We start from the raw sequence: 23680 nt of genomic DNA, 5'->3' as shown, positions 1-23680 counted from the left end.
CCCCGGCCGCCCCGAGGAGCTGCTGGAGGCGGGGGCGGGCGTGCTCGCGCGGCTGTGGCGCCGCCCGGCGCCGCCCGGCCCGGAGTTCGACGCGCTGGGGCCCGTGGTGGCCGGGTGGGCGGAGCTGCTGCGCGAGCGCATGGACCGGCTCCGCCCGCCGGACGCCGACCTCTACCTGGTGGCCGCGGCCGCCCGCCTGCTGGAGACGCTGCCCGGGTCGGCGCCGCGCACCGTGGTGCTGCACGGCGACGCCAACCCCGGCAACGTGCTGCGGGCGGAACGGGAGCCGTGGCTGGCGATCGACCCCAAGCCCATGGCGGGCGACCCGGCCTACGATCCGGCCCCGATGCTGCTCCAGGTCGACCCGCCGCTGCGGCACCCCGACCCCGAGGCGGTCCTGCGCCACCGGATCGGCCTGGTGGCGGACGTCGCGGGCGGGCCGGCCGAGCGGATCGCGGTGTGGGCGTTCGCGCGGTCGGTGGAGGCGGGGCTGGAGATGACCGATCGCGGCCACCCGGACGCGCCCGACATGCTGCTGGGGGCCCGCGCGCTGGGGCGGGTGGCCGGGGTGTGACCCGCCCGACGGGCCCGGATGTCGAGGCGGGCCCGCCGGTACGGGCATGATGTGAGGTCCGCCGTCGGTCCGGGGGAATCGCGGCGGCCCTTGATATTGTTAGCAAGAGTAATGAGCCAGGCTAATGAAGCAGACCCATCTGTCCCGGCAGACCAGAACCGACGCGGGCCTGGCTGCGGTGCTTCGCGTGGCCGTGAGCCGGCTGGCGCGCCGACTCCGCGCGCAGCGTCCGGACGCGTCCCTGTCTCTCGGACAGAGCGCGGTGCTGTTCACGCTGGCGCGGCACGGCCAGATGACCCCCGGCGCGCTCGCCGACCAGGAGAAGGTGCAGCCGCCCTCGATGACCCGGATCATCGCCGCGCTGGAGGAGCGCGGGATGGTGCGGCGGACCAAGCACCCGGACGACCAGCGGCGCCAGCTCGTCGACCTGACCGACGACGGCCGCGCGCTGGTGAAGGCCGACACCCGGCGCCGCGAGGCGTGGCTGGCGCAGCGTCTGACGGAGCTGACCGCCGACGAGAAGGAGATCCTGCGCAAGGCGGCCGAGATCCTCGACCGGCTGAGCCAGGCGTAGCCGGGGGCGCCCCCGAGGCCCCCGGCGAGCCCGACGAGCCGGACGACCCCGACGACGCCCGGTCCGCCGCCCCCGGGCGGCCCGGTCGCCCCGCCATGTTCCGCTCGCTGGCCGTGCGCAACTACCGGCTGTTCGCCACCGGCCAGGTCGTGTCCAACACCGGCACCTGGATGCAGCGCATCGCCCAGGACTGGCTGGTGCTCCAGCTCAGCGGCGGCAGCGGCACGGCACTGGGCCTGACCACGGCGCTGCAGTTCCTGCCCATGCTCTTCCTCGGGCTGTGGGGCGGCACCCTCGTCGACCGGATGAACAAGCGGCGGCTGCTCATCACCACCCAGGCCGCCATGGGCGTGCTCGCCCTCGGGCTGGGGGTGGTGGCCACCACGGGCGCCGCCGAGGTGTGGCACGTCTACGTGTTCGCGCTGGCGCTGGGGTTGGTGACGGTCGTCGACAACCCGGCCCGGCAGACCTTCGTGGTCGAGATGGTCGGCGCCCGCGACCTGCCCAACGCCGTCGCGCTGAACAGCGCGAGCTTCCAGCTCGGCCGGGTGGCCGGTCCGGCCGTGGCCGGGCTGCTCATCGCCGTGGTGGGCAGCGGGCCGGTGTTCCTGCTCAACGCCGCCTCGTTCCTCGGCGTGCTCACCGGGTTGTGGATGATGCGCCCCGCCGAGCTCAACGTCACCGAGCCCACTCCGCGCGGCCGGGGGCAGACCCGCGAAGGGCTGCGCTACGTCGGGGGGCGCCCCGACCTGGTGCTGCTCCTCATCATGACCGTGTTCGTGCAGCTGTTCGGCTCCAGCGGGCAGAACCAGATCGCGCTCATGACCAACAACGTGTTCCAGGCGGGCGCCGCCGCGTTCGGCGTGGCCGCCGCCGCCCTCGCGGTGGGCGCCCTGTCGGGGGCGCTGCTGGCCGCGCGGCGCGAGCGGCCCCGGCTGCGCACCGTGCTCATCGGCGCGCTGGCGTTCGGCGCCGCCCAGATCGCCGCCGCGCTCATGCCGGGGTACGTGCCGTTCGTGGTGGCGCTGCTGCCGATGGGCGTCGCGTTCATGACGTTCACGACCGCGCTGAACACGACCTTCCAGCTCAGCGTCGAACCCGGGATGCGCGGCCGGGTCATGAGCATCTACATGCTCGTGTTCCTCGGCATGGCGCCGATCGGCGCCCCGCTGGTCGGGTTCCTCGCCGACGCGTTCGGACCGCGTGCCGGCCTGGGGATCGGCGGCGCCGTCACCGTGGTCGTGGTCCTGGCGATCGCGGCGCTGCTGGCCCGCCGGCTCGGCGTCCGGGTGCGGCCGTGCGCGCGGCGCCCCTACGTCGAGGTCGTGCGCACCGCCGACCCGGCCTGACCGGCTTGCCGCGGCGGGGCGGGTCGGCCATCATCGGGACCGCCCCGCCCCCGACGCGGCAGGAGGCCCGATGCGCCTGTTCACCGCCCTGGTCCCGCCCCGGCCCGTGCTCGACGCGGTCGAGGCGGCCGAGGCCGGCCTGCCCGCGGCCGCCGCCCCGCTGCGGTGGACCGGCCGCGCCGACCGCCACCTCACCCTGGCGTTCCTCGGTGAGGTGCCCGACCCCGACGTCGCCGGGCTCGGCGCGGCCCTGGCCGCCGAGGCCGCCCGGCACGCCCCGCTGCGCCTGGCGCTGCGCGGGGGCGGCACCTTCCCCGCCGACGCGGCGCGCGCGGCCGTGCTGTGGGCCGACGTGGCGGGCGACACCGGCGCGCTGACCGCGCTCGCCGACGGCCTGCGCGGCGCCGCGCGCGCCGCCGGGGTGCCGGTCGAGGACCGGCGGTACGTGCCGCACCTGACACTGGCCCGCTGCCGCCCGCCCGCCGACCTGCGCCCGCTGCGCGACGGCCTCGCCGGGTTCGCGTCCCCCGCGTGGACCGCCGCCGAGGTGGCGCTGGTGCACAGCCGCCTGGACGCGGTCCCCCGCTACCGGACCGCCGCCACCTGGCGGTTAGGCTGAGAGCGCGGCGCCCCGCCGCGCCCCCGCCCGTGACGATCGAGGTCAGCGATGAGCATGCTCACCAACAACCGCAAGCAGCGGTGGCTGCTGCCCGTGGTGCTCGGGGCCATCATGCTCGTCGTCGTGCTGGGCGCCCTGCTGGGCTGACCGCCGGCGGCGGGCGCCCACCGCCTCGGCCGACCACCTCAGCCCACCGCGGCGGCCCGCGCGACGGCGGCGGCCACCAGGTCGGCGTTGTCCTCGGCCTCGGAGCCGTCGGGCAGGCGCAACGTGTCCTCCAGCCCGATCCGGGCGTCCTCGCCCGCGGCCAGCGCGGCGTCGAGCACCGGCCAGGCCGTGTCGTCGTGGCCGTGCAGCAGGCGCGGCGCGGTGATCCCGGCGCGCCGCAGCACCGCGCGGATGGCCTCGGCGTTGTCGAGCGCCGCCCCGACCGCGGTCTGGGTGGGTTCCAGCAGGACGCGGTCGACCGCGCCGGCCAGGCCCGACGCCACCAGGATGCGGGCGGCGTCGGCGGTCCACAGCCCGGCCTCGACGCGCACCCGGCGGGCGGCGAGCAGCCGGATGACCTCGACCGAGCCGGGTTCGTGCAGGTTCACCGTCGCCGCGTCGGGCACCCCGCCCCAGCGCTGCACCAGGTCGTAGCGGCGCCAGGGGTCGGGCTCGGCGGTCAGGGCGGTGGTGACGCTGATGGGCACCCCGGGGACGGCGGCGCGGACGCGGTCGAGGAGGTCGGTGAGGACCCGGGGCTCCAGGGCCTCGGCGCCGGTGGAGTCGCGGGGGTGGACGTGGATCTCGTCGGCGCCCGCCGCGACGGCGGCGCGGGCGTCCTCGGCCACCTGGTCGGCGAACACCGGTAGGGCGGGGTGCGCCCCGGGGCGGCGGTCTCCGTTGAGGCAGGCGACGATGGCCATGCGTGTCCCTCCTTGCGGGATCACTCCGTACCGTAAGCGGAGCATGCCCACAAGCCGGGGGTCGCAAGCCCCGCCGCCGCGCGGCGGATGGGAGGATGGCGCGCATGAGGTCCATCGCCGCGCCCGCCCTCGCGGCCGCGCTCGCGGTGCTCCCCGCGGCCCCCGCCGCCGCCGATCCCGTCCCCGTCCCGTCGGGGACCCCGGCCGAGGACCTGCCCGACGGCTCCGAGGAGCTGTTCCGCATGTCGGACCCGCGCATCGTGGAGTCCAGCGGGCTGGCGGCGTCGCGGCTGCACGACGGCGTGTACTGGACGCACAACGACAGCGGCGACTACGGCCCCGAGGTGTACGCGGTCGACTCCACCGGGGCGACCGTCGCCACCGTCACGCTGTCGGGCGCGGGCGTGGAGGTCCGCGACTGGGAGGCGATCGCGGTGGGCACCGACGCCGAGGGGGCGCCCGCGGTCTACGTCGGCGACATCGGCGACAACTTCCAGGGCGGGTGGCCCGACATCCGGGTGTACCGGTTCACCGAGCCCGCGGAGCTGGGCGACACCGCGGTGGAGGCCACGACGTTCACCCTGGCCTACGCCGACGGCGGCCGCGACGCCGAGGCGATGATGGTCGACCCCCGCGACGGCCGGCTCTACGTCGTCAGCAAGGAGGTGGCGGGCGGGGTGTACGCGGCGCCGGAGCGGCTCGACCCCGAGGGCGTGAACACGCTGACCCGCGTCGACTCCGCCCCGCTGTACGCCACCGACGCGTCGTTCTCGCCCGACGGCGCCCACTACGCCATCCGCACCTACTGGGGCGCCACCCTCTACGACGCGGCCGACGGGGTGTCGGGGCGCAGCGTCGACCGCATCGGGCTGCCCGAACTCGACCAGGGGGAGTCGCTGGCGTTCGACCACGACGGGGCGGCGGTGCTCGCGGGCACCGAGGGGCCCGGCAGCCCGGTGTGGCGGGTGCCGCTGCCGGCGGTGGGCGCGGGCCCGTCGCCGGAGGCCGCCGAGGAGCCGGAGGCGACCGCCGCGCCGGCCGAGCGCGGCGGGGCCGGCGCCTCCCCGCTCATCTGGACCGGGGTGGGGCTGGCCGTGGTGCTCATCGGGGGGATCGCGCTGCTGGTGCGCCGCGCCTGAGGGGTGCGGCGCCCTCGGCGCCCCGCCGCCCGGGCGGGCGGCGGGGCGGCCGGGTCACAGGCCGAGCAGCGACTCGATCGGGCCGAGCGCGAAGTGCACCAGGAACGCCGCCGCGACCAGCCACATCAGCGGGTGGACGTCGCGCGGGCGCCCCTGCACCAGGCGGATCAGGGTGTAGGTGATGAACCCGATGCCGATGCCGTTGGAGATCGAGTAGGTGAACGGCATGGCCGCGATCGTGAGGAACGCGGGGATGCCGATGGCCATGTCGGCGAAGTCGATCTTGGTGACCTGGGTCATCATCATGAAGCCGACGACGATGAGCACCGGGGTGGCCGCCTCGAACGGCACGAGCGTCACCAGCGGCGAGAACAGGGTCGCCACCAGGAAGAGCAGGCCGGTGACGATCGGGGCGATACCGGTGCGGGCGCCCTCGCCCACCCCGGCGGCGGACTCGGCGAACACCGTGTTGGACGAGGCGGCCGCGGCGCCGCCCGCCACCGTGCCCAGGGCGTCGACCACCAGCACCTCGCGGGCGCGGACGACGTTGCCGTCGGCGTCCAGCAGGCCGGCCTGCCCGCCGACACCGACCATGGTGCCCATGGTGTCGAAGAAGTCGGCCAGCAGCAGGGTGAACAGCAGCAGGATCACCGCGATGGCGCCGACGTTGGCGAAGCTGCCGAACAGGGAGAAGTGGCCGACCAGCGAGAAGTCGGGCAGCGCCACCAGGTCGCCCGCCGAGGTGGGCAGGGCGGGGACGGTGAGCGCCCACCCGGAGGGGTTGACCGTCCCGTCGTCGCCGGCCATGGGGCCGACGTGGGCGACGGCCTCGACCACCATGGCGACCGCGGTGGCGACGGCGATGCCGATGAGCATGGCGCCCTTCACCCGCCGCACGATCAGGGCGATGGTGAGCGCCAGGCCGATCACGAACACGAGGATCGGCCAGCCGGCCAGACCGCCCTCGCCGAGCTGCACGGGCACGGTGCTGTTGGCGGCGTCGGGCATCCGGCGGACGAACCCGGCGTTGACGAACCCGACGAGGGTGAGGAACATGCCGACGCCCACGGCGATGGCCGTCTTCAGGCCCGGCGGGATGGCGCGGAACACCGCGGTGCGGAACCCGGTGAGCACGAGGACCAGCAGCACGAGCCCTTCGAGCACCACGATGCCCATGGCGTCGGCCCAGGTCATCTGCGGGGCGAGCGAGTAGGCGACGATGACGTTGAGGCCCATGCCCGCCGCGATCGCGAACGGGTACCGGCTGACCACGCCCATCAGGATCGAGATCACACCGCCGACCAGGGCGGTGGTGGCGGCGACGCGGGCGATGCCCAGGGTGTCGCCGCCGGCGTCGGGCGCCGTGCCGATGATCAGCGGGTTCAGCACGATGATGTAGGCCATCGCGAAGAAGGTCGCCAGACCGCCGCGCAGCTCGCGGCCGAAGTCGGACCCCCGGGCGGAGACCTGGAAGTAGTGGTCGATGCGGCCCTTCCAGCCCGCGGGGCGCGGGGACGGCGCGGCGGCGGTGCCGTCGGCGCTCTGGGGGGATTCGGCGGGTGGTGGCGTTGCGTTCACTCGGATAAGCCTGACATGTCCGGATTAAGGGTCGAGGTCAGACTAGTTGCATGTTCCTCCATATCGTGCCCGTGTGGACCGGCCCCGATTCGGAGGATCCCACCAATGCGGGACTTCCGGCCCGCGAGTGTGACCGAGCCATCCCTTAGCCTGAAACCGTGCGTACACCCCGCCGGCCCGACCCCGAGGTCCTGGAGTTCGACTACCGCGTCCCCACCGCGCTCGGCACCGTCGCCTGGACGGTGGCGCTGATCGTGCTGCTCGCCCGGGGCGACCGCCTGCCCGCCGACGAGCGGTGGTGGCTGGGCGTATGCGGCGTCGGCATCGTGCTGGGCGTGTTCGCGTTCTTCTACATCCCGCGCCTGCTCCGCAAGCGCACCGAGGCCGAGGCCGCCACCGCGGCCGGCGCGCCCGCCGCCGCCCCGGGGGAGGACGGCCGCGCCGCGCCCGCCGACCGGACCCCGCCGGCGGTCGCCGCCGAGCCCGACCCGGCGGCGCACGCCGCACCCGCCCCCGACGACCCCTCACCGGCGCGCGAGGCCCCCTGACCGCACCCCCCGGGCGCCGCCGCGCACGGCGCGCGGGCCCGGGCACCGGAGCGCCCCCGCCCCTCCTCGATAATGGGCGCGTGTCGAATACGCTCCGCCCGCTTCCCCGCCGGCTCGCCGACCGCCTCCGGCGCACCCTGATCGACGCCGACTACACGGTGTCCGGCGTGCGCGACCGGCTCGGCGACATGGCGGCGCGGGCCCTCTCCCGCGAACAGCTCGTCCCCGCTCTGCGCGCCACCGGCGGCGAGGAGCGCCTGGGCGTACTGCTGCGGCTGTGGTGGCTGCGGGAACCCGTCTCCGAGAGCGCGGCGCGCGCCATCCTGCCCGTCACCGAACTCGCCGACGCCGGACTCCTCGCGGTCGAGGACGGCCACGTGCGGGCCCGCGTCCACCTCGGCCCGTGGGAGCTGGAGGACGGCCGCGCGGGCGAACCCCCCGCCGGGGCCGCGGCGCCGGACGGCTCCCCGCTGCCGGGCGACGGCACCCGGCCGGGCTACGTCGTCTCCGACCCCACGGTGCGCCCCGGCCAGGGCACCCCGCACCCCGACCACGTGGTGGGCGCGGGCGGCGCGTCGGCCACCCTGGCGCGGCTCATCGTCGACGGGCCCGTGGAGCGCGCCCTGGACCTCGGCACCGGGTGCGGCGTGCAGGCCCTGCACCTGGCCGGGCGGGCCGGCGAGGTGGTCGCCACCGACGTCAACCCGCGCGCCCTGCGCATGACCGAGGCGAGCTGCGCCCTGTCGGGCGTCGACAACGTCACCACCCGCCAGGGGTCGCTGTTCGAACCCGTGGCGGGCGAGCGGTTCGACCTGATCGTGTCGAACCCGCCGTTCGTCATCACCCCCGACGCCGCCCGCTACACCTACCGCGAGTCCGACCTGCCCGGCGACGCCGTCTGCGCCGAACTGGTGCGCCAGGCCCCGCGCCACCTCACCGACGGCGGCTGGTGCCAGCTCCTCGCCAACTGGCTGCACGTGGGCGGCGAGGACTGGCGCGACCGCGTCGGGGAGTGGGTGGCGGGCACGGGCTGCTCGGGCTGGGTGGTCCAGCGCGACGTGCAGGACCCGGCCGAGTACGTCGAGCTGTGGCTGCGCGACTCCTGCGAGCAGGGCACCCCCGAGTACACCCGCCGCTACGACGCCTGGCTCGACTACTTCGACCGCGAGGGCGTGCGCGCCATCGGCTTCGGCTGGATCCACCTGCGCAACGACGTCGCCCAGGACGCGGCGGTGCGGGTCGAGGAGTTCCGGCACGACATCGAGCAGCCCGTCGGCCGGTACCTGCCCGACGTGGTCGACGGGGCGATGACCGCCCACCGGCTCACCGACGCCGCCCTGCTGTCGGCGCACGTGGCGCTGGCCCCGGGCGTGGTCGAGGAGCGCATCGGGGTGCCGGGGGCGCCCGACCCCGAGCGCATCCTGCTGCGGCAGCGGGGCGGGCTGAAGCGGGTGGCGCAGGTCGGCACCATCGAGGCGGCCCTGGCCGGGGTGTGCGACGGCACCATGCCGGTGGGTCCGCTGCTCGACGCGATCGCCGAGCTGACCGAGCAGGACCCGGCGGCGGTCCGCGCCCGCACCCCCGACGTGCTGCGCTCCCTCATCGCCGAGGGCTTCTTCCGCGTCGCCCGCTGAGCCCCGCGCGGAGCTGCCGCGCGGATCAGTCGCGGGCGGCGCGCCGGATGAGGTCGACCACCGCTGCGGCGGCCTCGTCGAGCCGGTAGGACGGGTCCTCCACCGCGGCGGCCACCACCCCGTCGACCGCCCCGTTGATCATGACCGCCTCGGTGCGGGGGTCGGCCGACGCCCGGTACTCGCCGGCCTCCTGGGCGCGCTCGATCAGGCCCGCGAGGAACCGCCACCGCTCGGCCGACGCCGGGGAGTCCGCGATCCCGGTCTCGCCGGGCCGGCCCAGCGCCTCGGTGATGACGCGGACGTGGTGGGGGTGGTCGGCCATGTAGCCGACGACGGCCGCCGCGTACGCCTCGACGGCGGCGCGCGGCCCCTCGGCGGCGGCGACGCGCGGCCCGACGTGGCCGATCAGCCCGTCCAGGACCGACCGGTAGGCGGCCTCGATCACCGCGCCCTTGGTGGCGAAGTGGTAGAGGACGGCCGCCTTGGAGATCTCGGCGGCGGCGGCGATGCGGGCCAGCGAGGTCGCGGCGTAGCCGTGCTCGGCGATCAGCCGGACGGTGAGGCCGATGAGCTGCTCGCGGCGGGCGCGCTCGGTGAGCGTGGGGCGGCGGGCGGGGTCGGGCACCCGGTCATCCTCTCATTCGGCGTCGGCCAGGAAGTCCGCGACGTCGGCCGCGACCTCATCGGGGTACTCCCCGGCGATGGCGTGGGTGGCGTCGGGGTACACCTCGACCGCCCCGTCCGGCAGCACCCGCTCGGCGGTGGCGGCGGCCTCGGCCGGATCGTGCACGACCGACCGGCCCGCGATGAGGGCGAGGACGGGCGGTTCCAGGGCGGCCAGCCGCTCCTCGGGGATGAGCGAGGGCGCGGGCAGGTGCGGGGCGTAGGTCTGCATGCCGGACTCGATCATGTCGGCGACCGGGACGTCCTCGACGGGGGCGCCGCCCGCCGTCCAGGAGTTGAACCCGTCGCGCCAGCTCTTGGGCAGCCAGCGCACCGAGGCGGGGATCGACCGCACCACCGCCTCCAGCGGCAGGCCGTCGAAGACGAACACCGGGTCGACCAGGATCACGCCGGCGACCCGGTCGGGCGCGCGCAGCGCGAGGTTGGCGGCGGTCCAGCCGCCGAAGGACATGCCCAGCACGTGGAAGCGCTCCTCGGGCAGGCCGGCCAGGGTCTGGTCCAGCCACCGCGCCTGGTCGGCCGCCGTCTCGATGGGCCGGTCCTGCACGCTCATGCCCGCCTGGCCGAGGAGGTCGACGGTGTAGACGTCGCGCACCTCCAGCAGCGACGGCAGGTTGTCGGCCCACATCGGGGACGCCGCCGCGGTCCCGGGGAGCAGCACCAGCGGGGTGCCGTCGGCGGGGCCGTCGAAGCGGTACACCCGCACCACGCCGTAGCCGGTGCGGACGTCGAGGGCGGCCTCGGGCTCGGGCATGTCGGCCATCGCCCGCCGGTAGTCGGCGTCGAAGACGTCCTTGGCGGCCGCCGACGTGAAGTGGCCGACGGGTGCGGTGTCCCGCACCGCGAGTCCCGCGACCACCGCGACGGCGGCGACGACGGCGACCGCCACAAGGACGCGCCGCCGCCGGCGCGGGCGCGATGGACGGGGCGGGCGGGATGGACGGGATGCGCCGGCTGCGCCGGTCGCGGGCTCGGTCCGCTCGGACATGACGACTCCTTACCACTCGGTAAATAAACTAACCACTCGGTAAGTCGCCGTCAACGCGATTGACCGGGACCTGCCCGTATCCGGACCCGCACGTGGCCCGCCCCGACACACCGACGCCCCACTCGGGGGCACCCGAGCGGGGCGAAGAAGCGGCGAGGCCGACACGGGGCGAAGCCGGCGGAGAGCGAAGCCGGCCGCGCCGGGACGCGGCCCGACCAGACGGCGCGACGCCCGCCGCCGCGCCGGTCGCGGAACAGACCGCCGCGCGTCCACGGCACCACCCGGGTCACCGCCGGGTGTCACCGCGCTCCCCGATGCGGAACCAGCGGCGCCCCAACCCGGCCCGCGCCGCCGGAAACGGGTCTCCGGTCAGACCGGGGCGGCCACGCCGTGGCGTTCGCGGTCGGGCACCGGCGGAGCGGCGGAGCGGCCGGCGGCCAGGGGCGCCGCGCGGCGGACCGATTCGGCGGAGGCCGCCAGCAGCGGCAGCCGCACGGCCGGGCTGGGGATGCGGCCCTGGGCGTGCAGCACGCCCTTGACGATCGTCGGGTTCGGCTCGGCGAACAGCGCGGCGGACAAGCGGGCCAGTTCGGCGCCGAGCGCGCGGGCGGGCGCCGCCGCACCCCGCCGCCACAGCGCGATCAGTTCGGCGTAGTCGGCGGTGCGGAGGTTGGCCGACGCGACGATGCCGCCGTGGGCGCCCGCCGCGACGAGCGGGGAGATGACCGCGTCGTCGCCGCCGAGGACGGCGAAGCCGTGCGGGGCGCGGTCGAGCAGCTCGACCGTCACCGCGTCGATCGCCCCCGTCGCGTGCTTGACCCCGACGATCCCCGGCAGGCGGCCGAGCGCCGCGAGCGTGTCGGCGCTCAGCGCCTGACCCGTGCGGTAGGGGATGTCGTACACGATCAGCGGCAGACCACCGTGCTCGGCCAGCGCGGTGAAGTGCGCCAGCGTCCCCGCCTCACCCGGCCGGATGTAGGGCGGCGCGGGCACCAGCGCCGCCGCGGCGTCACCGGCGGCCGCCAGTGTGCGCAGCGAGGCGATGGCGGCGGCGGTGTCGCCGGTGCCGACACCGACGATCAGCGGGGCGCCGTGCCCACGGCAGGCCGCGGCGCAGACCCGCACCACGGTCCGCCGCTCCTCCTCGGTCAGCGTGGCCGCCTCGGCGGTGGTGCCGAGGGCGACGAGCCCCGCGGCGCCGGCCGCCAGCGCCTCGTCGGCGAGCCGGGCCAGCGCGTCGGCGTCCAGGCGCCGGTCATCGGTGAACGGGGTGACCAAGGGGACGTACAGGCCGGAGAAGAACGGTTCGGAGTCCATGCCTCCACCCTGGCGTCCGGCGATGCTGTAGGTCCATTTCCGATTTCCGCATCGACACCTAAGCTGATCTTATGCTCGACGTCCGACGCCTCTCCCTGCTCCGCGAACTCGACCGGCGCGGCACGATCACGGCCGTTGCCGACGCCCTCGCCTTCACCGCCTCCGCCGTCTCCCAGCAGCTGAGCGTGCTGGAACGCGAGGCGGGCGTCGCCCTGCTGGAACGCAGCGGCAGGCGGGTGGTCCTCACGCCTGCGGGCCGCTCCCTCGTCACCCACGCCGACGCCGTGCTGGAGCGCCTCGAACTGGCGGTCGCCGAACTCGCGAGCGCGCGCGAGGGCATCGGCGGGCCGCTGCGCATCGGCACCTTCCCCTCCGGCGGGCACACCATCGTGCCCGCCGCGCTGGCCGAACTGGCCGAGCGCCACCCCGCGCTGGAGCCCATGGTGGAGGAGATCGACTCGGCACGCGTCTCCGACGGCCTGCGCGCGGGCGAACTCGACGTGGCCCTGGTACACGACTACGACTTCGTCCCCGCCGCGCCGGACACCACGGTGGAGCGGGTCCCGCTGCTGGAGGAGCCGATGTACCTCGCCGCCGCCACGGCCCGCGCGGCCGGTGGAGACGGTGACGGCGGTGGAGGCGGCGACGGCGGGGAAGGCGACGGTAACGGCGGGGGCGGGGGCGGCGGTAAGAGCGGGGGCGACGGCGACGGCGAGACGTTGGCGGAGCTGCTCGGCCCGTACGCGCGGGCCCGGTGGATCACCGCGCGGGACGGCACGACCGGCCACGCGATGGCCGTGCGCGCCTGCCAGGCCGCCGGGTTCCAGCCGAGGATCCGCCACCAGGTCAACGACTTCCGCACCGCGCTGTCCCTGGCCGCCATCGGGCAGGGCGTCGGACTCGTCCCGGAGACCGCCATCGCGCCCGCACCCCCGGGCGCGGCGCTGACCCGGCTGCCGCTGTTCCGCCGGTCGAAGGTCGCGTTCCGCGCGGGCGGCGGCGCCCACCCGGCGATCGCCGCCTTCGTCACCGCGGCCCGCACAGCGGCCGACGACCTCGCCGCCTCCACCCGCAACGCCCGGACCTGACCGCCGCCCCCGGTCGCAGAACGGCGGGCGGTACGCCCTAGGCGGGTTCGTCCAGATCGACCTCTGCCAGCAGGACGGGGAGGGTCTGCGGGTCGCGGAGGACCGCGGCGACCAGGTGGCGGCTGGGCCAGCGGCCGGCCTTCCAGCACAGGGCGCGGGCCAGGCCGTCGGTGCCCGACGCGTGCGGCGTGCCGCCGTCGCAGCGCCACTCGACCACCACCCCGTCGACCACCAGCTCCTCGTGGTGCAGGTAGGTGAGCACGTCGGTGTCGAGGAACGCGCGGACCTCGTCGGGCACCGGCCGCACCCGGCCCACCGACTCCACCCGGCCCTCGACCTCCTCGCTGGCCAGCGCCAGGTCGAGCACGTCGGCGACGGCCACCGCGATCCCCGGCGGCACCGGCACCACCGGGCGGTCCGCCAGCAGCGGGAGCAGGTCGGGGGCATCGACCACGACCGCGTCCTCGGCGTCGGCCACCACGATCGCGCCGCCGCGCACCGCCCGCACCGTCTCGGGCGGGTCGATGCGGTCGGCGTCCACCCCGGCGAGCGCCGTCCAGATGTCGCGCAGCACACCGCGCTCGACGTGCCGGGCGGGGTCGGCCAGCCGGTCGAGCAGGTCCTCCGGGCCGCCGGGCTCGGCGACGAGGGCGGCCAGCGACGAGCGCACCCCCAGCGCGCGGGCGAGGGCGGGGTCGACGTCGGGGACGGGGTCGTACAGCCCGGCGAGCGCCGGATCGGCGTCGACCGTGCGCGACTCCACCGGGGGCCGGCCGCCGAGCAGCGCCCCGGTGCGCAGCCACCACGCCGTGTACGACGGCACGTCCACCGCCCGGCCGTCGGCGCGCAGCACCCGGACCGGATCGAGGACGGCGGCGCGCAGCGGGGGCTCCGCCAGCAGTTCGAGGGCGCGCGGCCACCGGTCGCCGCGGACGAACTCCAGGTCGGCCACCCCGGTGAACTCGGGCACCACCGGCGGCAGGTCGGGCCCGCCCGTCCGCTCGGCGGCGTCCTCGGCCCACTCCTCCACACCGTCGAGCGGCAGGTCGTGGTCGTCGAGGGCGGCGCCGAGGGTGACGTCGGAGGCGCGGACGACGGCGAACGTGCGCAGCACGCCCACCGCCTCCAGCGCCTCGGCGCCGTACCGCTCGACCAGGTCGGCGGCGACCACCCCCAACGGGGCGTCGTCGGAGAGGACGTCGCGCAGCGGGCTGTCGGGCAGCAGCAGCTCGCCCGCCACCGAGTAGCCGCCCTCGTCGTCGCGCAGGGCCAGCTCGGCCAGCCACGGCGCGTCGGCGGCGGTGGTGGCGGAGGCCGCCGCAAGGCGCAGGACGGGTCCGGCGACCTCCTCGGGGTCGTCGGCGTCCAGCGAGTTCTCGACGGCGGCGCGGGTCCGCGGGTCGGTGAGCACGGCGGCCGCGTTGGCCTCGGCCGCGCCCAGCCGCAGCAGCAGCGGGTCGGCCGCGCCGGGGTGGACGACCCGTACGCCCAGCGGGGCGAGCGCGGCCGGGTCCAGCTCGGGGCCGAACGCGTCGGCGGCGGGCAGCAGGACCCCGCGGGGGCCGCGCACGAGCCGGCCGTCGGCCAGCGGGACGGGCAGCGCCCCCAGTTCGCCGAGGTCGGCCCCCGCCTGCCCGGCGGCGCGCAGCGCCGCGTACAGCCCCGCCCACCACTCCGGTTCGCGGTCGAGGTCGGCCAGCAGGTCGGCGAGTTCGGCGAACCCGACCCGGCGCACCCGCAGCTGCGCGAGCGCGGGGTGGCGGGGGTCGGTGTCGCCGGGCAGCGCGGTGCCGACGAGGTCGGCCAGGACCGCGGTGACCTCCGGGCCGCCCTCCAGCAGCACGGCGTCGCGCGGGCGCACCGGGTCGCCCTTGGCGGTCGCCAGGAACGGGGTGGCGAGCAGCGGCTTGGCGGCGGCCGCGCGGAACCGGCCGTCGAACTCACCGCCGCCCATGAGGGTGCGCGGCACCAGGTCCAGCGCGGCCCGGGGGCCGACGGCGCGCAGCAGGTCGGTGAAGGCGTCGGCCGCGGCCTGGGCGAGCGCCTCGGCGGCGGGGCCGGAGGCCACCCGGCGGCGGTCCGCGCCCAGCGGGAACGTGCCGATGAGCAGGGCCGGCAGGTCCAGCGGGTCGTCGGTCGGGGTGGGGGCGTGCACGACCCGATCGACGCCGGAGGGCAGCGGGGCGAGCCGGCCGTCGCCGCCCACGGGCACGGCCCAGGTGACCGCCCAGTCGAGCCGGGACCGCTCCTCGGTGGGGCGGTCGGCCAGCAGCGAGGGCTCGAACCGGCCGGTGCGGGTGGCGGTGCGCCACTCGGTGGAGCGGTCGCCCCCGGTGTCGCGCACCCGGGTGCGGACGCGGTCGGGGCCGGGGTCGTCGCGGGTGAGGACGCGTTCGCCGGCGTCGGTGGCGATGCGCACCTCGGCCAGGCCGGGCAGGGCGAGCAGCAGCGCCTCGCCGGTGGCGTCGAGCATGCGGCGCAGCCGGTCGCGGGCGTCGTCGTCGCGCGGCACCAGGACCACCGCGGTGGCGTAGCCCTCGGGCGGGGCGGCGTCGGCGGGGAACGGCAGCCGCAGCAGGGGGACGTGCCCGCCGCGGCGGGCCAGCTCCTCGGCGAGGCCGCCGGCCGCGCCGCCCGCCGCGTGGTCGCCGACGGCGGCGCGGGCGAGGTCGGCGCTCCAGCGGACCGCCCCGGTCGCGGAGGCCACGGTGATGTCGTCGCTGACGGCGGCCACCGCCGCGAACCCCACTCCGAAGCGGCCGGTGGTGCCGGGGGCGCCCTCGTCGCGCTTGGCGGAGGCGCGCAGCGTGGCCAGCGACTCGACCCCGGCGGCGGTGAGCGGGGCCCCGGTGTTGGCGGCGGTGAGGCCGCCGTCGTCCAGCGCCAGCAGGAGGCGGCCGGGGACGCCCGCGCGGGCGGCGGCGTCGGCCGCGTTCTGCGCGAGTTCGACCACCACCCGGTCGCGGTAGCCGCCGAGCGCGAAGTCCTCCTCGGCGTTGGCGTCCTCGCGGAACCGGGCGGGGGCGTCGGCCCAGCCGTCGAGGACCCGCCGCCGGAGTCCGGCGGTGCCGAACGGGTCGGTCGGTGACTGGGCCATGGGGGCTCCTCCCGGTGGGTGCGGCACCACGGTACGCGACGGTGCGGCCGTTCTCGGTCGCTTCGCCGGTGTCCGCGGCGGCGCCCCCGGGCGCCGGCGCGCCGCGCGGCCGCGCCCGGCGGAACGGGGCGGCCGCGGGCGGTCAGCCGTCGGTGGAGACGAGCTCCAGTTCGGTCGTGTCGTCGAAGACGATGTGGTCGTAGCCGAGTTCGTCGACGACGGGGCCCACGGGTTCGGGGCGCGGCGCGGGCTGCGACGCCTCGGAGTGCGCACCGCAGCCGTGGTCGAGGGAGACCACGCGGCCGTCGTCGGGCGCGAACTCGTTCGTGCACACGCCGAACATCTGCCGGAACTCGCCCGCGAGCGGGGTCATGAACCCGCAGCTCGCGCACTTGGCGGGGGCCGCGGCGGCGATGGGGCTGCGCGGGCCGGAGTCGCCGTTGTACCAGCGCTCGGCGGCGGACTCGCGGCCGACCTCCGACAGCACGCGCGGGCGGCCCAGGCCGAGCTCCCACACCATCTGCTTGTCGACGCCGTCCTCGTCGATGTCGTCCTCGGCCACCTGGGCGTAGCCCGGCATCAGCCGCTCGTCGTCGGCGGCGGTGGGCAGCAGGTCGCCCGGGCCGAGGTCGCCCGGGCGCAGGCGCTCCTTCCACGGCACCCACTCGGGCGCGCGGAGGGCGTCGGTGCCGGGGAGCAGCACGGCCTCGTTGACCGTGACGACCTTGGCGCGCGACGCCCGGACCACGGTGACGGCGTAGTGCCATCCGGGGTAGGCGGGATCGAGGCACGCGAAGAGGTGGGTGACCAGACGATCACCCTCGACGCAGGCCGACAGGTGTTCGCCGACCCACTCCGGGCGTCCGATCTCGGCGGCCGCTTCGCGGGCGAGATCCACCGCCTCGATGCATGCCTTGTCTGGTGCGGGAGTACGACGGCTGGGGCTCACGGTTCCATTTTCGCTGATAACACGCACTGACTTGACCACCACACCGATCGATAGCCGACCGTTACGTCGTGTTCGGGGGCCGCGCTGCGCGGCCCCCACCGGGTGCGGCGCACCCCGCCGCGCGGTCAGGCTTCGAGGTCGTCGGCGACGACGCGGAGGACCTGCGCGATCTTGGCGGCCTCGCGGCGCTCGGGGTGCTTGCCCCTACGATAGGTCGTCGACACACCGTCGAGGAGCTTGATCAGGTCCTCGACGATGACCACCATCTCGTCGGGCTTCTTGCGCAGCGCCTTCGCCACCGAACGGGGGGCGTCGAGCAGCTTCACCTGGAGGGCCTGGGCGCCCTTGCGGCCCTCGACCACGCCGAACTCCACCCGCTGGCCGGCGCGCGGCGCGGCACCCTCCGGCAGCGCGGAGGAGTGCACGAAGACCTCACCGCCGTCGTCGCGGGTGAGAAAGCCGAAACCCTTGTCGCTGTCGTACCACTTGACCTTGCCGGTGGGCACGTGTGACCTCACGCTCTCGCCGTAGGACCGGGTCGAGGGGCGGGCGGGCCCGGCGTGCTCGCCGCCGGGGGTCCGCGGGCCCCTCGCGCCTCATCTTTGCATGGGGGTGAATCCAGGCTAGTGCGCCGCGTTCGCGGGGGGCGAGGGCTTTACGGCCCGTTCTGCGGAGGCGGGCCCGCGGCCGGGCCGGGGCCGGACGCAGGAGAGGCCCGGACGCGGATCTCCGGGCCTCTCCGTGACGGCCGCCCCCGCCGCCGCCGGTTGCGGAGTAATGGGACGGGTTCCGGCGGTGGCGGGGCGCCGTCGACCTGAGACGGCGCCGCGTCCGCGCGCCGGGGGCACCGGCGCCGAACGCGGCCATCCACGCGCCCACGCACGGGAGCCACCGAGGCCACCGGGCGGAACGCACTGCCATGATGGCCCGGCACCCCCACGGGCGCGCCGACGAAACCGCAGGTCAACGCGGATATTCCCGAGCATTTGCCAGCCTGTGACCGCCCGCCCCGCCCGACCACCGGCGACAACGGCGGCGCCGCGCCCACCCCCGCGCAGGCGGACGGGGGCCCCGCATGACCATCCACGGACGCGACCCACACCGCGTAGCCCTCCCGGACGCCGACCTCCGTCTCCCGACGACCGCCGAAGCCTTCTCGGCACGCCCCGCCGAGGCAGCATCCGTCCCCGCCCCACCGGCGAACCCCCGAGCCGAGCCTGCGACACGACTCCGGCGCCGCAAGGGCCCGCGCCCCCTCGCCGCCCCGAGGGCCACCGAGTTCCGGCTCCCGGCCATCCCGAGCCGCCCGGCCACCGAGGCCGTTCGAGCACCCTCAGCGGGCGGCCGGCGCCCCGCGCAGGGTCACCAGGCGGACGGCGAGGTAGAGTCCGGCGCCGACGGCGGCCAGGCGCAGCCCGACCACGCCGGTGTCCAGCAGCGACCCGAGGATGAACTGGTCGATGTAGTCGGCCTCGCCGCGCCACAGCAGCATGCCGACGAGGGTCGCCGCGATCGGACCGCACACCGCACCCCAGCGGTCCGCGCGCGACCACACCCCGCTGAGGGCGACCATCGACGCGCCGAGCACCCACAGGAACGCGAGGTCCCCCACGGCCCCGCTGACCAGGTACAGGACGACGGACAGCGCCTCGGGCGGGTGCCGGCGCACCGCGCCGGCACCCGCTGCCAGGTCGGGCAGCCGGCCGCGGCCGGCCGGCGCGGCGCCCCCGGCCGGGCGGCCGGCGCCGGACGCGGCGGATTCTGCGCGCCAGGGCGCCGCGCGGTAGCGGCGGTTGCCGGTGGCCGCACGCGCGGCGGGGGCGTCCTCGGCATCGGTGCGGGGCGGCTCGGCGGCGCGGGGTCCGCCGTCGCCGCCGCACTCGCGCGCGACCAGGGAGGCGGGATCGCCGAAGGACCGCAGCACGCGCCGCACCTCTTCGGGGCGTTCGGCGCCGGCGTCCGCACACGCCCGCGAGACGCGGGTACGCAGATCGGCCAGGTAGGCGGCACGGCGGCGCGCGGGCAGCCGCCCGTAGGCGGCGTCGCCCACCCGCGACAGGTAGTCCAGCAGCATCCGCTCGGCCTGCTCGGTCATCGTCTCCCGCGGCTCCTCATCCGCTGCGGCGCGGTGGTCGCCCGGCCGTCCGCACCCGCGGCCGTACGGGCCGCGGGCCGGCCGTCGGGCCGTTCGCGCGGGTCGGCGGCCGGGCCGCGCAGACCTGGATAGTGCCACACCTGCCCGCATACCGCCCAGACCGGGACGTGCGGAACGACGGCGGACGGGCCGGGCCCGCCCCGATGCCCCACGCACGGAGAGTGCCCGCACCGTCACTCTCGGAGGTGTAGAAATGGGGAGCCCCCGCAGACGACCACTCGACCGAGGAGACGTATGCGTAACCGCATCCCGGCGCTGCTCGGCGGCGTCCTCGCCGCCGCCCTGACCGCGCCCGCCCCCGCCCACGCCGAGTCCGGCTCCGGCACCTTGGAGGTGTACTCGGCCCCGGGCGTGGGCTACGAGTCCCTGCGGCTGACCGACGGCTGCCACACACTTACCCCGCGCATCGTGTCGTTCGCCGACGCCGAGCCGATCGCGAGCTACACGTTCTACAGCGGGCCGGACTGCACCGGCGCGGCCCTGGGCACGGGCCGCGACGACACCCAGTGGATCCCCCCGCTGCACGGTGTCCGCTCCGTCGCCATCCGCTTCGAGGGCTGACCTCCCCGGCCGCGCCCCGCCCACACGGGGCCGGCGGGGCGGCCCCCGCGGAGAAAGCACCCACCCGCCCGAACCACCGGCGACGGCACCCCGATATCCCGGCCGGTCGGGCTCGGGCGTCCGCGGTCGCCGCGCCCGTGGTGCCGGTCACGTCCGCCGCCCCGCTCGGGACGAGGCGGCGGATCGATGGCGGCGCCCGCACGAACACGGCCGGGCGCCCGCCGTTCCCGGTCATCCCGCGCTGGGGACGCGCGTACCGCGTCCCATCTGCGGTGATGCGGCCCGGAACCGGAGTGCCCGCCCGGTTCCGGGCGGGCGGCGGGGCCGCGCGGCAGGCGGGGGCGCCCCGGTGGCGCGGTGGTCGGCGCGCCGACGAGCAGCGGACCGGGAGGTGGCGGGGCCTCTCCACGCGGGTCGGGGGTCTGCCGCGGAGGCGGCTCTTCGCATAGCGTGATGGTCGATGATCGACGACAGCGCTGCGGGGCGGACCACCGACGGCCGACCGCCCACCTTCACCTCCTGGCTGCGGAACCTGTCCGACCCGGAACTGGCTTCGCTGTTCGCGGTGCGCCCCGACCTGGTCACCCCCGTCCCCGCCGACTTCGGCGCCCTGGCCGCCCGCGCCACCACGCGGCCCTCCGCGCTGCGGGCGCTGGACCGGCTCGACCTGTTCGGCCTCCAGGTCCTGGAGGGCTGCGTCGCCTTGGGCGACGACCGCCTCGCCACCCCGCCGGGCGTTACACCCGACCGACTCGCGTCGGCCCTCGCCGCGCCCGCCGACCGGTTCGCGGACGCGCTCGAAACCCTCCTCGGCGCGGCCCTGGTCTGGCGCGACGGCCCCCGCCTGCGCCCCGTCGCGGTGCTGCGCGACATCCTCACCCGCCCCGCCGGGCTCGGACCGCCGCTGCGCGCCCTGCTCGCCGGCCGCCCCGCCGAACGGCTCGACCGGCTCGCCGCCGACCTCGGCCTGCCGACCGGGTACAGCACGGGCGACCCCGCCGGGCGCATCGCGGCCGAGCTGTCCCGCCCGGAACGCCTGGACGCGCTCCTCGCCGAGGCCGGCGACGCCGCCCGGCCGGTGCTCGACCGCCTGGTGTGGGGCCCGCCCGACGGCACCGTCTCCGGGGCCGGGCGCGACGTCGACGTCGCCACCGCCGCCTCCCCCATCGACCGGTTACTCGCCCGCGGCCTGCTCGTCGCCACCGGCGACAGCACCGTCACCCTGCCCCTGGAGGTCGCCCTGCACCTGCGCGGCGGGCGGCTGCTGCGCACCGTCGACGCCGAACCGCCCGCCCTCACCGGCCCCGACCGGTCGGCGGCGGTGGTCGCCCGCGCGGCGGCCGGGCAGGCGTTCACCGTGATCCGCTCCGTCGAGGAACTGCTGGAGCGGTGGTCGGAGGACCCGCCCGCCGTCCTCCGCAGCGGCGGCCTCGGCGCCCGCGACCTCCGGCGCGCCGCCCGCGACCTCGACACGGACGAGGCCACCGCGGGGCTGCTCATCGAGACCGCGCACGCCGCCGGGCTGATCGGCGCCGACGACGACATCTCCGGGGAGTGGCTGCCCACCCCCGCCTACGACCTGTGGCGGGCGGCGCCCCCCGAGGTGCGGTGGCTGCGGCTCGCCGAGGCGTGGCTGCGCTCGCCCCGGGTGGCCGCGCTCAGCGGGTCCAAGGACGCGCGCGGCCGCGCCCGCAACGTCCTCGGTGAAGGACTGGAGCGGCGGGCGGCGCCCGAGGCGCGGCTGGACGCCCTGCGGGTGCTCACCGAGGCCCCCGAGGGCACGGCGCCCGACCCCGACGCGATCGCCGCCCGGCTGGCGTGGCTGCGCCCCCGCCGCCAGGGCCCGGCGGCCACCGAACTGGTCGACACCGCGCTGCGCGAGGCCGCCGTCCTCGGGTTCACCGGGCGGGGGGCCGCCGCCCCCCACACGCGGGCGCTGCTGGCCGAGCTCGGCACCGACGACACCCCCCAGGCCGACCGCCCCGCTCCGCGCGCGGCGGCGGTGCTCGCCGCCGAACTGCCCCAGCCGCTCGACCACATCCTGGTGCAGGGCGACCTCACGGCGGTCGCCCCCGGCCCGCTGCTACCGGACCTGGCGCGCGAACTCGCGCTGGCCGCCGACGTGGAGTCCACCGGGGGCGCGACCGTGTACCGGTTCGGCCCCGACTCGGTGCGGCGGGCCCTCGACGCCGGGCGGGGGGCGGCCGACCTCACCGCGTTCCTCGAACGCCACTCGCGCACCCCGCTGCCGCAGGCGCTGCGGTACCTCATCTCCGACATGGGCCGCCGCCACGGGCGGCTGCGCATCGGCACCGCGTCGAGCTACCTGCGCTGCGACGAGCCCGCCGTGCTGGACGAACTCGCCGGCGACCGCCGGGCCGCCGACCTCGGGCTGTTCCGGCTCGCGCCCACCGTGATCGCCAGCCGGGCGAACCGACCGGCGCTGATGGAGCGGCTGAACGAACTCGGCTACCACCCCGTTCCGGAGGCCGCCGACGGATCGGTGCAGCTCGAACGGCCGACGGTGCGCCGGGCGGACGGCCGCCCGCCCACCCGCGACCTGGACGAGCCGACCGTGCCCGGGCCGGACCTGCGCGCCGCCGCGGTGCGGGCCGTGCGGGCGGGCGACGAGGCGGCCACCGCCGTCCGCCGCCCCATCCCGGCGCCCGACGCCGCGCCGCCCCGGTCGCCCACGGCGGCCACCCTGGCCGCCCTGTCCACGGCGGCGACCGAGGGGCGCCGGGTGTGGATCGGCTACCTCGACGCCGACGGCCGCGCGAGCAGCAGGATCGTCGAGCCCGCCCGGGTCGACGGCGGCTACCTCACGGCCTACGACGCGACCCGCGCCGCCGTCCACCGCTTCGCGGTCCACCGCATCACCGGCGTCGCCGACCTCGACCCCGCCCCCTCCCCCTGACACGGTTCGATCGGTGCGGCGGAACGGCGGTGCGGGCGGGGCTGTGGGGCGGCGCGGAGTGGGATAGACATGGGGGTGTCGGCCCTCGACCCCGAGTCGAAAGAGAGTTGGCGAGCGCCCATGAGCAACCCGTCGCTGCCACCCGGAGCCGCCTCTCCCCGGGACGAGCCGCCCGGGGGCGGGACCGGCCGCCGCCGGACACGCCGCGACGACGGCCCCGAGGACGCGCGGGCACCGGAATCGCCCGGGGCGGAGACCGGTGCGGCCGACGGCCCCGGTGCCGACTGGCGTCCCGACGGCACCCCGCACGGTGTCGGCCGGGGCCCGGACCGCGGGCCGGGGACCACGTCCGGTCCGGCCGCCGCACCTCGGCCCGGCCGAACGGCGCGCCCCGCCGACCCGGCGGGTGTCGGTGGTCCGGCGGGTGTGGGCGACTCGGCGGGCCTCGGCGGACCGATGGGCCCTGGTGGCCCGATGGGACCCGGCGGTCCGGCGGGCCCCACGGGTCCGGTCGGGGCGCCGTCGCCCGGACGGGCCCCCCGGCTCGACCCGGAACCCTGGCGGCGCGGTCCCGACGACGGGACCGCCGCCGACCGCACCCGGAGTACCGGCCCGCTACCCCCCGCAGCGGCGACCCCGCCGGGCGGTCGGCCCACGCACCGGCCGGGCGCCCCCGGCACGCCCCCCGCCGGACACGCCGCCCCCCGCCCGGGCGCCGGCGGCCCGCCCTCCGGAGGCACCGGCCCCAGCGGGCCCGGTGTCGTTGGGACCGGTGTCGGTGGGCCCTCTTCCACTGGGCCGATCCCGGCCGCTGCGGCCGGGCCCGACACACCGCCCTCCCGGCCCCACCCCGCTGGCCCCGGCGGCCACGGACCGGTCGGGCGGACGCCGCCCGGGCCGCCGCGCGGCGGGTGGCCGGGGGACGCCGAGCGTGCCGCCGCCCGTCCGGAGGCCGGAGGCGGCCCCTCCACCTCCGGACCGCCCGGCGCCACCCCCGG

Annotated in this window: 19 protein-coding genes; 10 read left to right on the top strand and 9 right to left on the bottom strand. The window is 77.2% G+C overall.

Going from position 1 to position 23680, the window contains the following annotated elements:
• From NT8_RS17175 to thpR, 4 genes are all read left to right on the top strand, one after another.
• A partial coding sequence (locus NT8_RS17175; RefSeq protein WP_157515867.1) for an aminoglycoside phosphotransferase family protein occupies positions 1 to 574 on the top strand: 574 nt, incomplete at its 5' end.
• Positions 575 to 698: 124 nt separating this feature from the next.
• On the top strand, positions 699 to 1148 hold the full coding sequence (locus tag NT8_RS17170) for a MarR family transcriptional regulator (RefSeq protein WP_067970630.1): 450 nt from the start codon (positions 699 to 701) through the stop codon (positions 1146 to 1148).
• Between the two features lie 95 nt (positions 1149 to 1243).
• Positions 1244 to 2497, top strand: coding sequence for an MFS transporter (locus NT8_RS17165; RefSeq protein ID WP_067970628.1), 1254 nt, complete (start codon positions 1244 to 1246; stop codon positions 2495 to 2497).
• Positions 2498 to 2567: 70 nt separating this feature from the next.
• A complete protein-coding gene (thpR, locus tag NT8_RS17160; protein ID WP_067970626.1) occupies positions 2568 to 3116 on the top strand; it encodes an RNA 2',3'-cyclic phosphodiesterase in 549 nt (182 codons plus the stop codon).
• Between the two features lie 185 nt (positions 3117 to 3301).
• Here thpR and NT8_RS17155 read toward each other — a convergent pair whose 3' ends face one another.
• Complete coding sequence (locus NT8_RS17155) at positions 3302 to 4027, bottom strand: 3-keto-5-aminohexanoate cleavage protein (protein ID WP_067970623.1); 726 nt, start codon at positions 4025 to 4027, stop codon at positions 3302 to 3304.
• A 104-nt stretch (positions 4028 to 4131) separates the two neighbouring features.
• On the opposite strand from NT8_RS17155, the gene NT8_RS17150 reads away from it, so the two are divergent.
• Positions 4132 to 5166: a hypothetical protein gene (locus NT8_RS17150; protein ID WP_157515866.1), complete on the top strand. Its 1035-nt coding sequence runs from the start codon at positions 4132 to 4134 to the stop codon at positions 5164 to 5166.
• A gap of 54 nt (positions 5167 to 5220) precedes the next feature.
• Here NT8_RS17150 and NT8_RS17145 read toward each other — a convergent pair whose 3' ends face one another.
• Positions 5221 to 6744 carry an NCS2 family permease gene (locus NT8_RS17145; RefSeq protein ID WP_067970619.1) on the bottom strand — a complete coding sequence of 508 codons (1524 nt, stop codon included), beginning with the start codon at positions 6742 to 6744 and terminating at the stop codon, positions 5221 to 5223.
• 158 nt (positions 6745 to 6902) lie between these two features.
• On the opposite strand from NT8_RS17145, the gene NT8_RS17140 reads away from it, so the two are divergent.
• Together NT8_RS17140 and NT8_RS17135 are read left to right on the top strand one after the other, a co-directional pair.
• On the top strand, positions 6903 to 7292 hold the full coding sequence (locus tag NT8_RS17140; protein ID WP_067970617.1) for a DUF2530 domain-containing protein: 390 nt from the start codon (positions 6903 to 6905) through the stop codon (positions 7290 to 7292).
• 80 nt (positions 7293 to 7372) lie between these two features.
• Positions 7373 to 8926 carry a DUF7059 domain-containing protein gene (locus NT8_RS17135; RefSeq protein ID WP_067970615.1) on the top strand — a complete coding sequence of 518 codons (1554 nt, stop codon included), beginning with the start codon at positions 7373 to 7375 and terminating at the stop codon, positions 8924 to 8926.
• Between the two features lie 25 nt (positions 8927 to 8951).
• Here NT8_RS17135 and NT8_RS17130 read toward each other — a convergent pair whose 3' ends face one another.
• From NT8_RS17130 to dapA, 3 genes are all read right to left on the bottom strand, one after another.
• A complete protein-coding gene (locus NT8_RS17130; protein ID WP_067970613.1) occupies positions 8952 to 9551 on the bottom strand; it encodes a TetR/AcrR family transcriptional regulator in 600 nt (199 codons plus the stop codon).
• Between the two features lie 12 nt (positions 9552 to 9563).
• Positions 9564 to 10499, bottom strand: coding sequence for an alpha/beta fold hydrolase (locus NT8_RS17125; protein WP_067970612.1), 936 nt, complete (start codon positions 10497 to 10499; stop codon positions 9564 to 9566).
• A 468-nt stretch (positions 10500 to 10967) separates the two neighbouring features.
• Positions 10968 to 11915, bottom strand: coding sequence for a 4-hydroxy-tetrahydrodipicolinate synthase (gene dapA / locus NT8_RS17120; RefSeq protein ID WP_067970610.1), 948 nt, complete (start codon positions 11913 to 11915; stop codon positions 10968 to 10970).
• A gap of 71 nt (positions 11916 to 11986) precedes the next feature.
• Between dapA and NT8_RS17115 the strand changes: the two genes are divergently transcribed.
• Positions 11987 to 13003, top strand: coding sequence for a LysR substrate-binding domain-containing protein (locus tag NT8_RS17115; protein ID WP_067970608.1), 1017 nt, complete (start codon positions 11987 to 11989; stop codon positions 13001 to 13003).
• A 37-nt stretch (positions 13004 to 13040) separates the two neighbouring features.
• Here NT8_RS17115 and NT8_RS17110 read toward each other — a convergent pair whose 3' ends face one another.
• From NT8_RS17110 to NT8_RS17095, 4 genes are all read right to left on the bottom strand, one after another.
• Complete coding sequence (locus tag NT8_RS17110) at positions 13041 to 16100, bottom strand: sacsin N-terminal ATP-binding-like domain-containing protein (RefSeq protein ID WP_067970606.1); 3060 nt, start codon at positions 16098 to 16100, stop codon at positions 13041 to 13043.
• Between the two features lie 142 nt (positions 16101 to 16242).
• Positions 16243 to 16998 carry a DUF3027 domain-containing protein gene (locus NT8_RS17105; protein ID WP_067970604.1) on the bottom strand — a complete coding sequence of 252 codons (756 nt, stop codon included), beginning with the start codon at positions 16996 to 16998 and terminating at the stop codon, positions 16243 to 16245.
• 176 nt (positions 16999 to 17174) lie between these two features.
• On the bottom strand, positions 17175 to 17555 hold the full coding sequence (locus NT8_RS17100; protein WP_067970603.1) for a cold-shock protein: 381 nt from the start codon (positions 17553 to 17555) through the stop codon (positions 17175 to 17177).
• An 827-nt stretch (positions 17556 to 18382) separates the two neighbouring features.
• Positions 18383 to 19144: a hypothetical protein gene (locus NT8_RS17095; RefSeq protein ID WP_067970601.1), complete on the bottom strand. Its 762-nt coding sequence runs from the start codon at positions 19142 to 19144 to the stop codon at positions 18383 to 18385.
• A 294-nt stretch (positions 19145 to 19438) separates the two neighbouring features.
• On the opposite strand from NT8_RS17095, the gene NT8_RS17090 reads away from it, so the two are divergent.
• Both NT8_RS17090 and NT8_RS17085 read left to right on the top strand, forming a co-directional pair.
• Positions 19439 to 19765 (top strand): hypothetical protein, encoded by a 327-nt coding sequence (locus NT8_RS17090; protein ID WP_067970599.1) that lies wholly within the window; start codon positions 19439 to 19441, stop codon positions 19763 to 19765.
• Between the two features lie 460 nt (positions 19766 to 20225).
• On the top strand, positions 20226 to 22682 hold the full coding sequence (locus NT8_RS17085) for a helicase-associated domain-containing protein (RefSeq protein ID WP_067970598.1): 2457 nt from the start codon (positions 20226 to 20228) through the stop codon (positions 22680 to 22682).
• Positions 22683 to 23680 lie beyond the last annotated feature (998 nt).

Source organism: Nocardiopsis trehalosi NBRC 14201, assembly GCF_001552555.1.
Lineage (GTDB): Bacteria > Actinomycetota > Actinomycetes > Streptosporangiales > Streptosporangiaceae > Nocardiopsis_B > Nocardiopsis_B trehalosi.
Note: the sequence above shows the minus strand (reverse complement) of the source record. Positions and strands in the feature narration are given on the sequence as shown.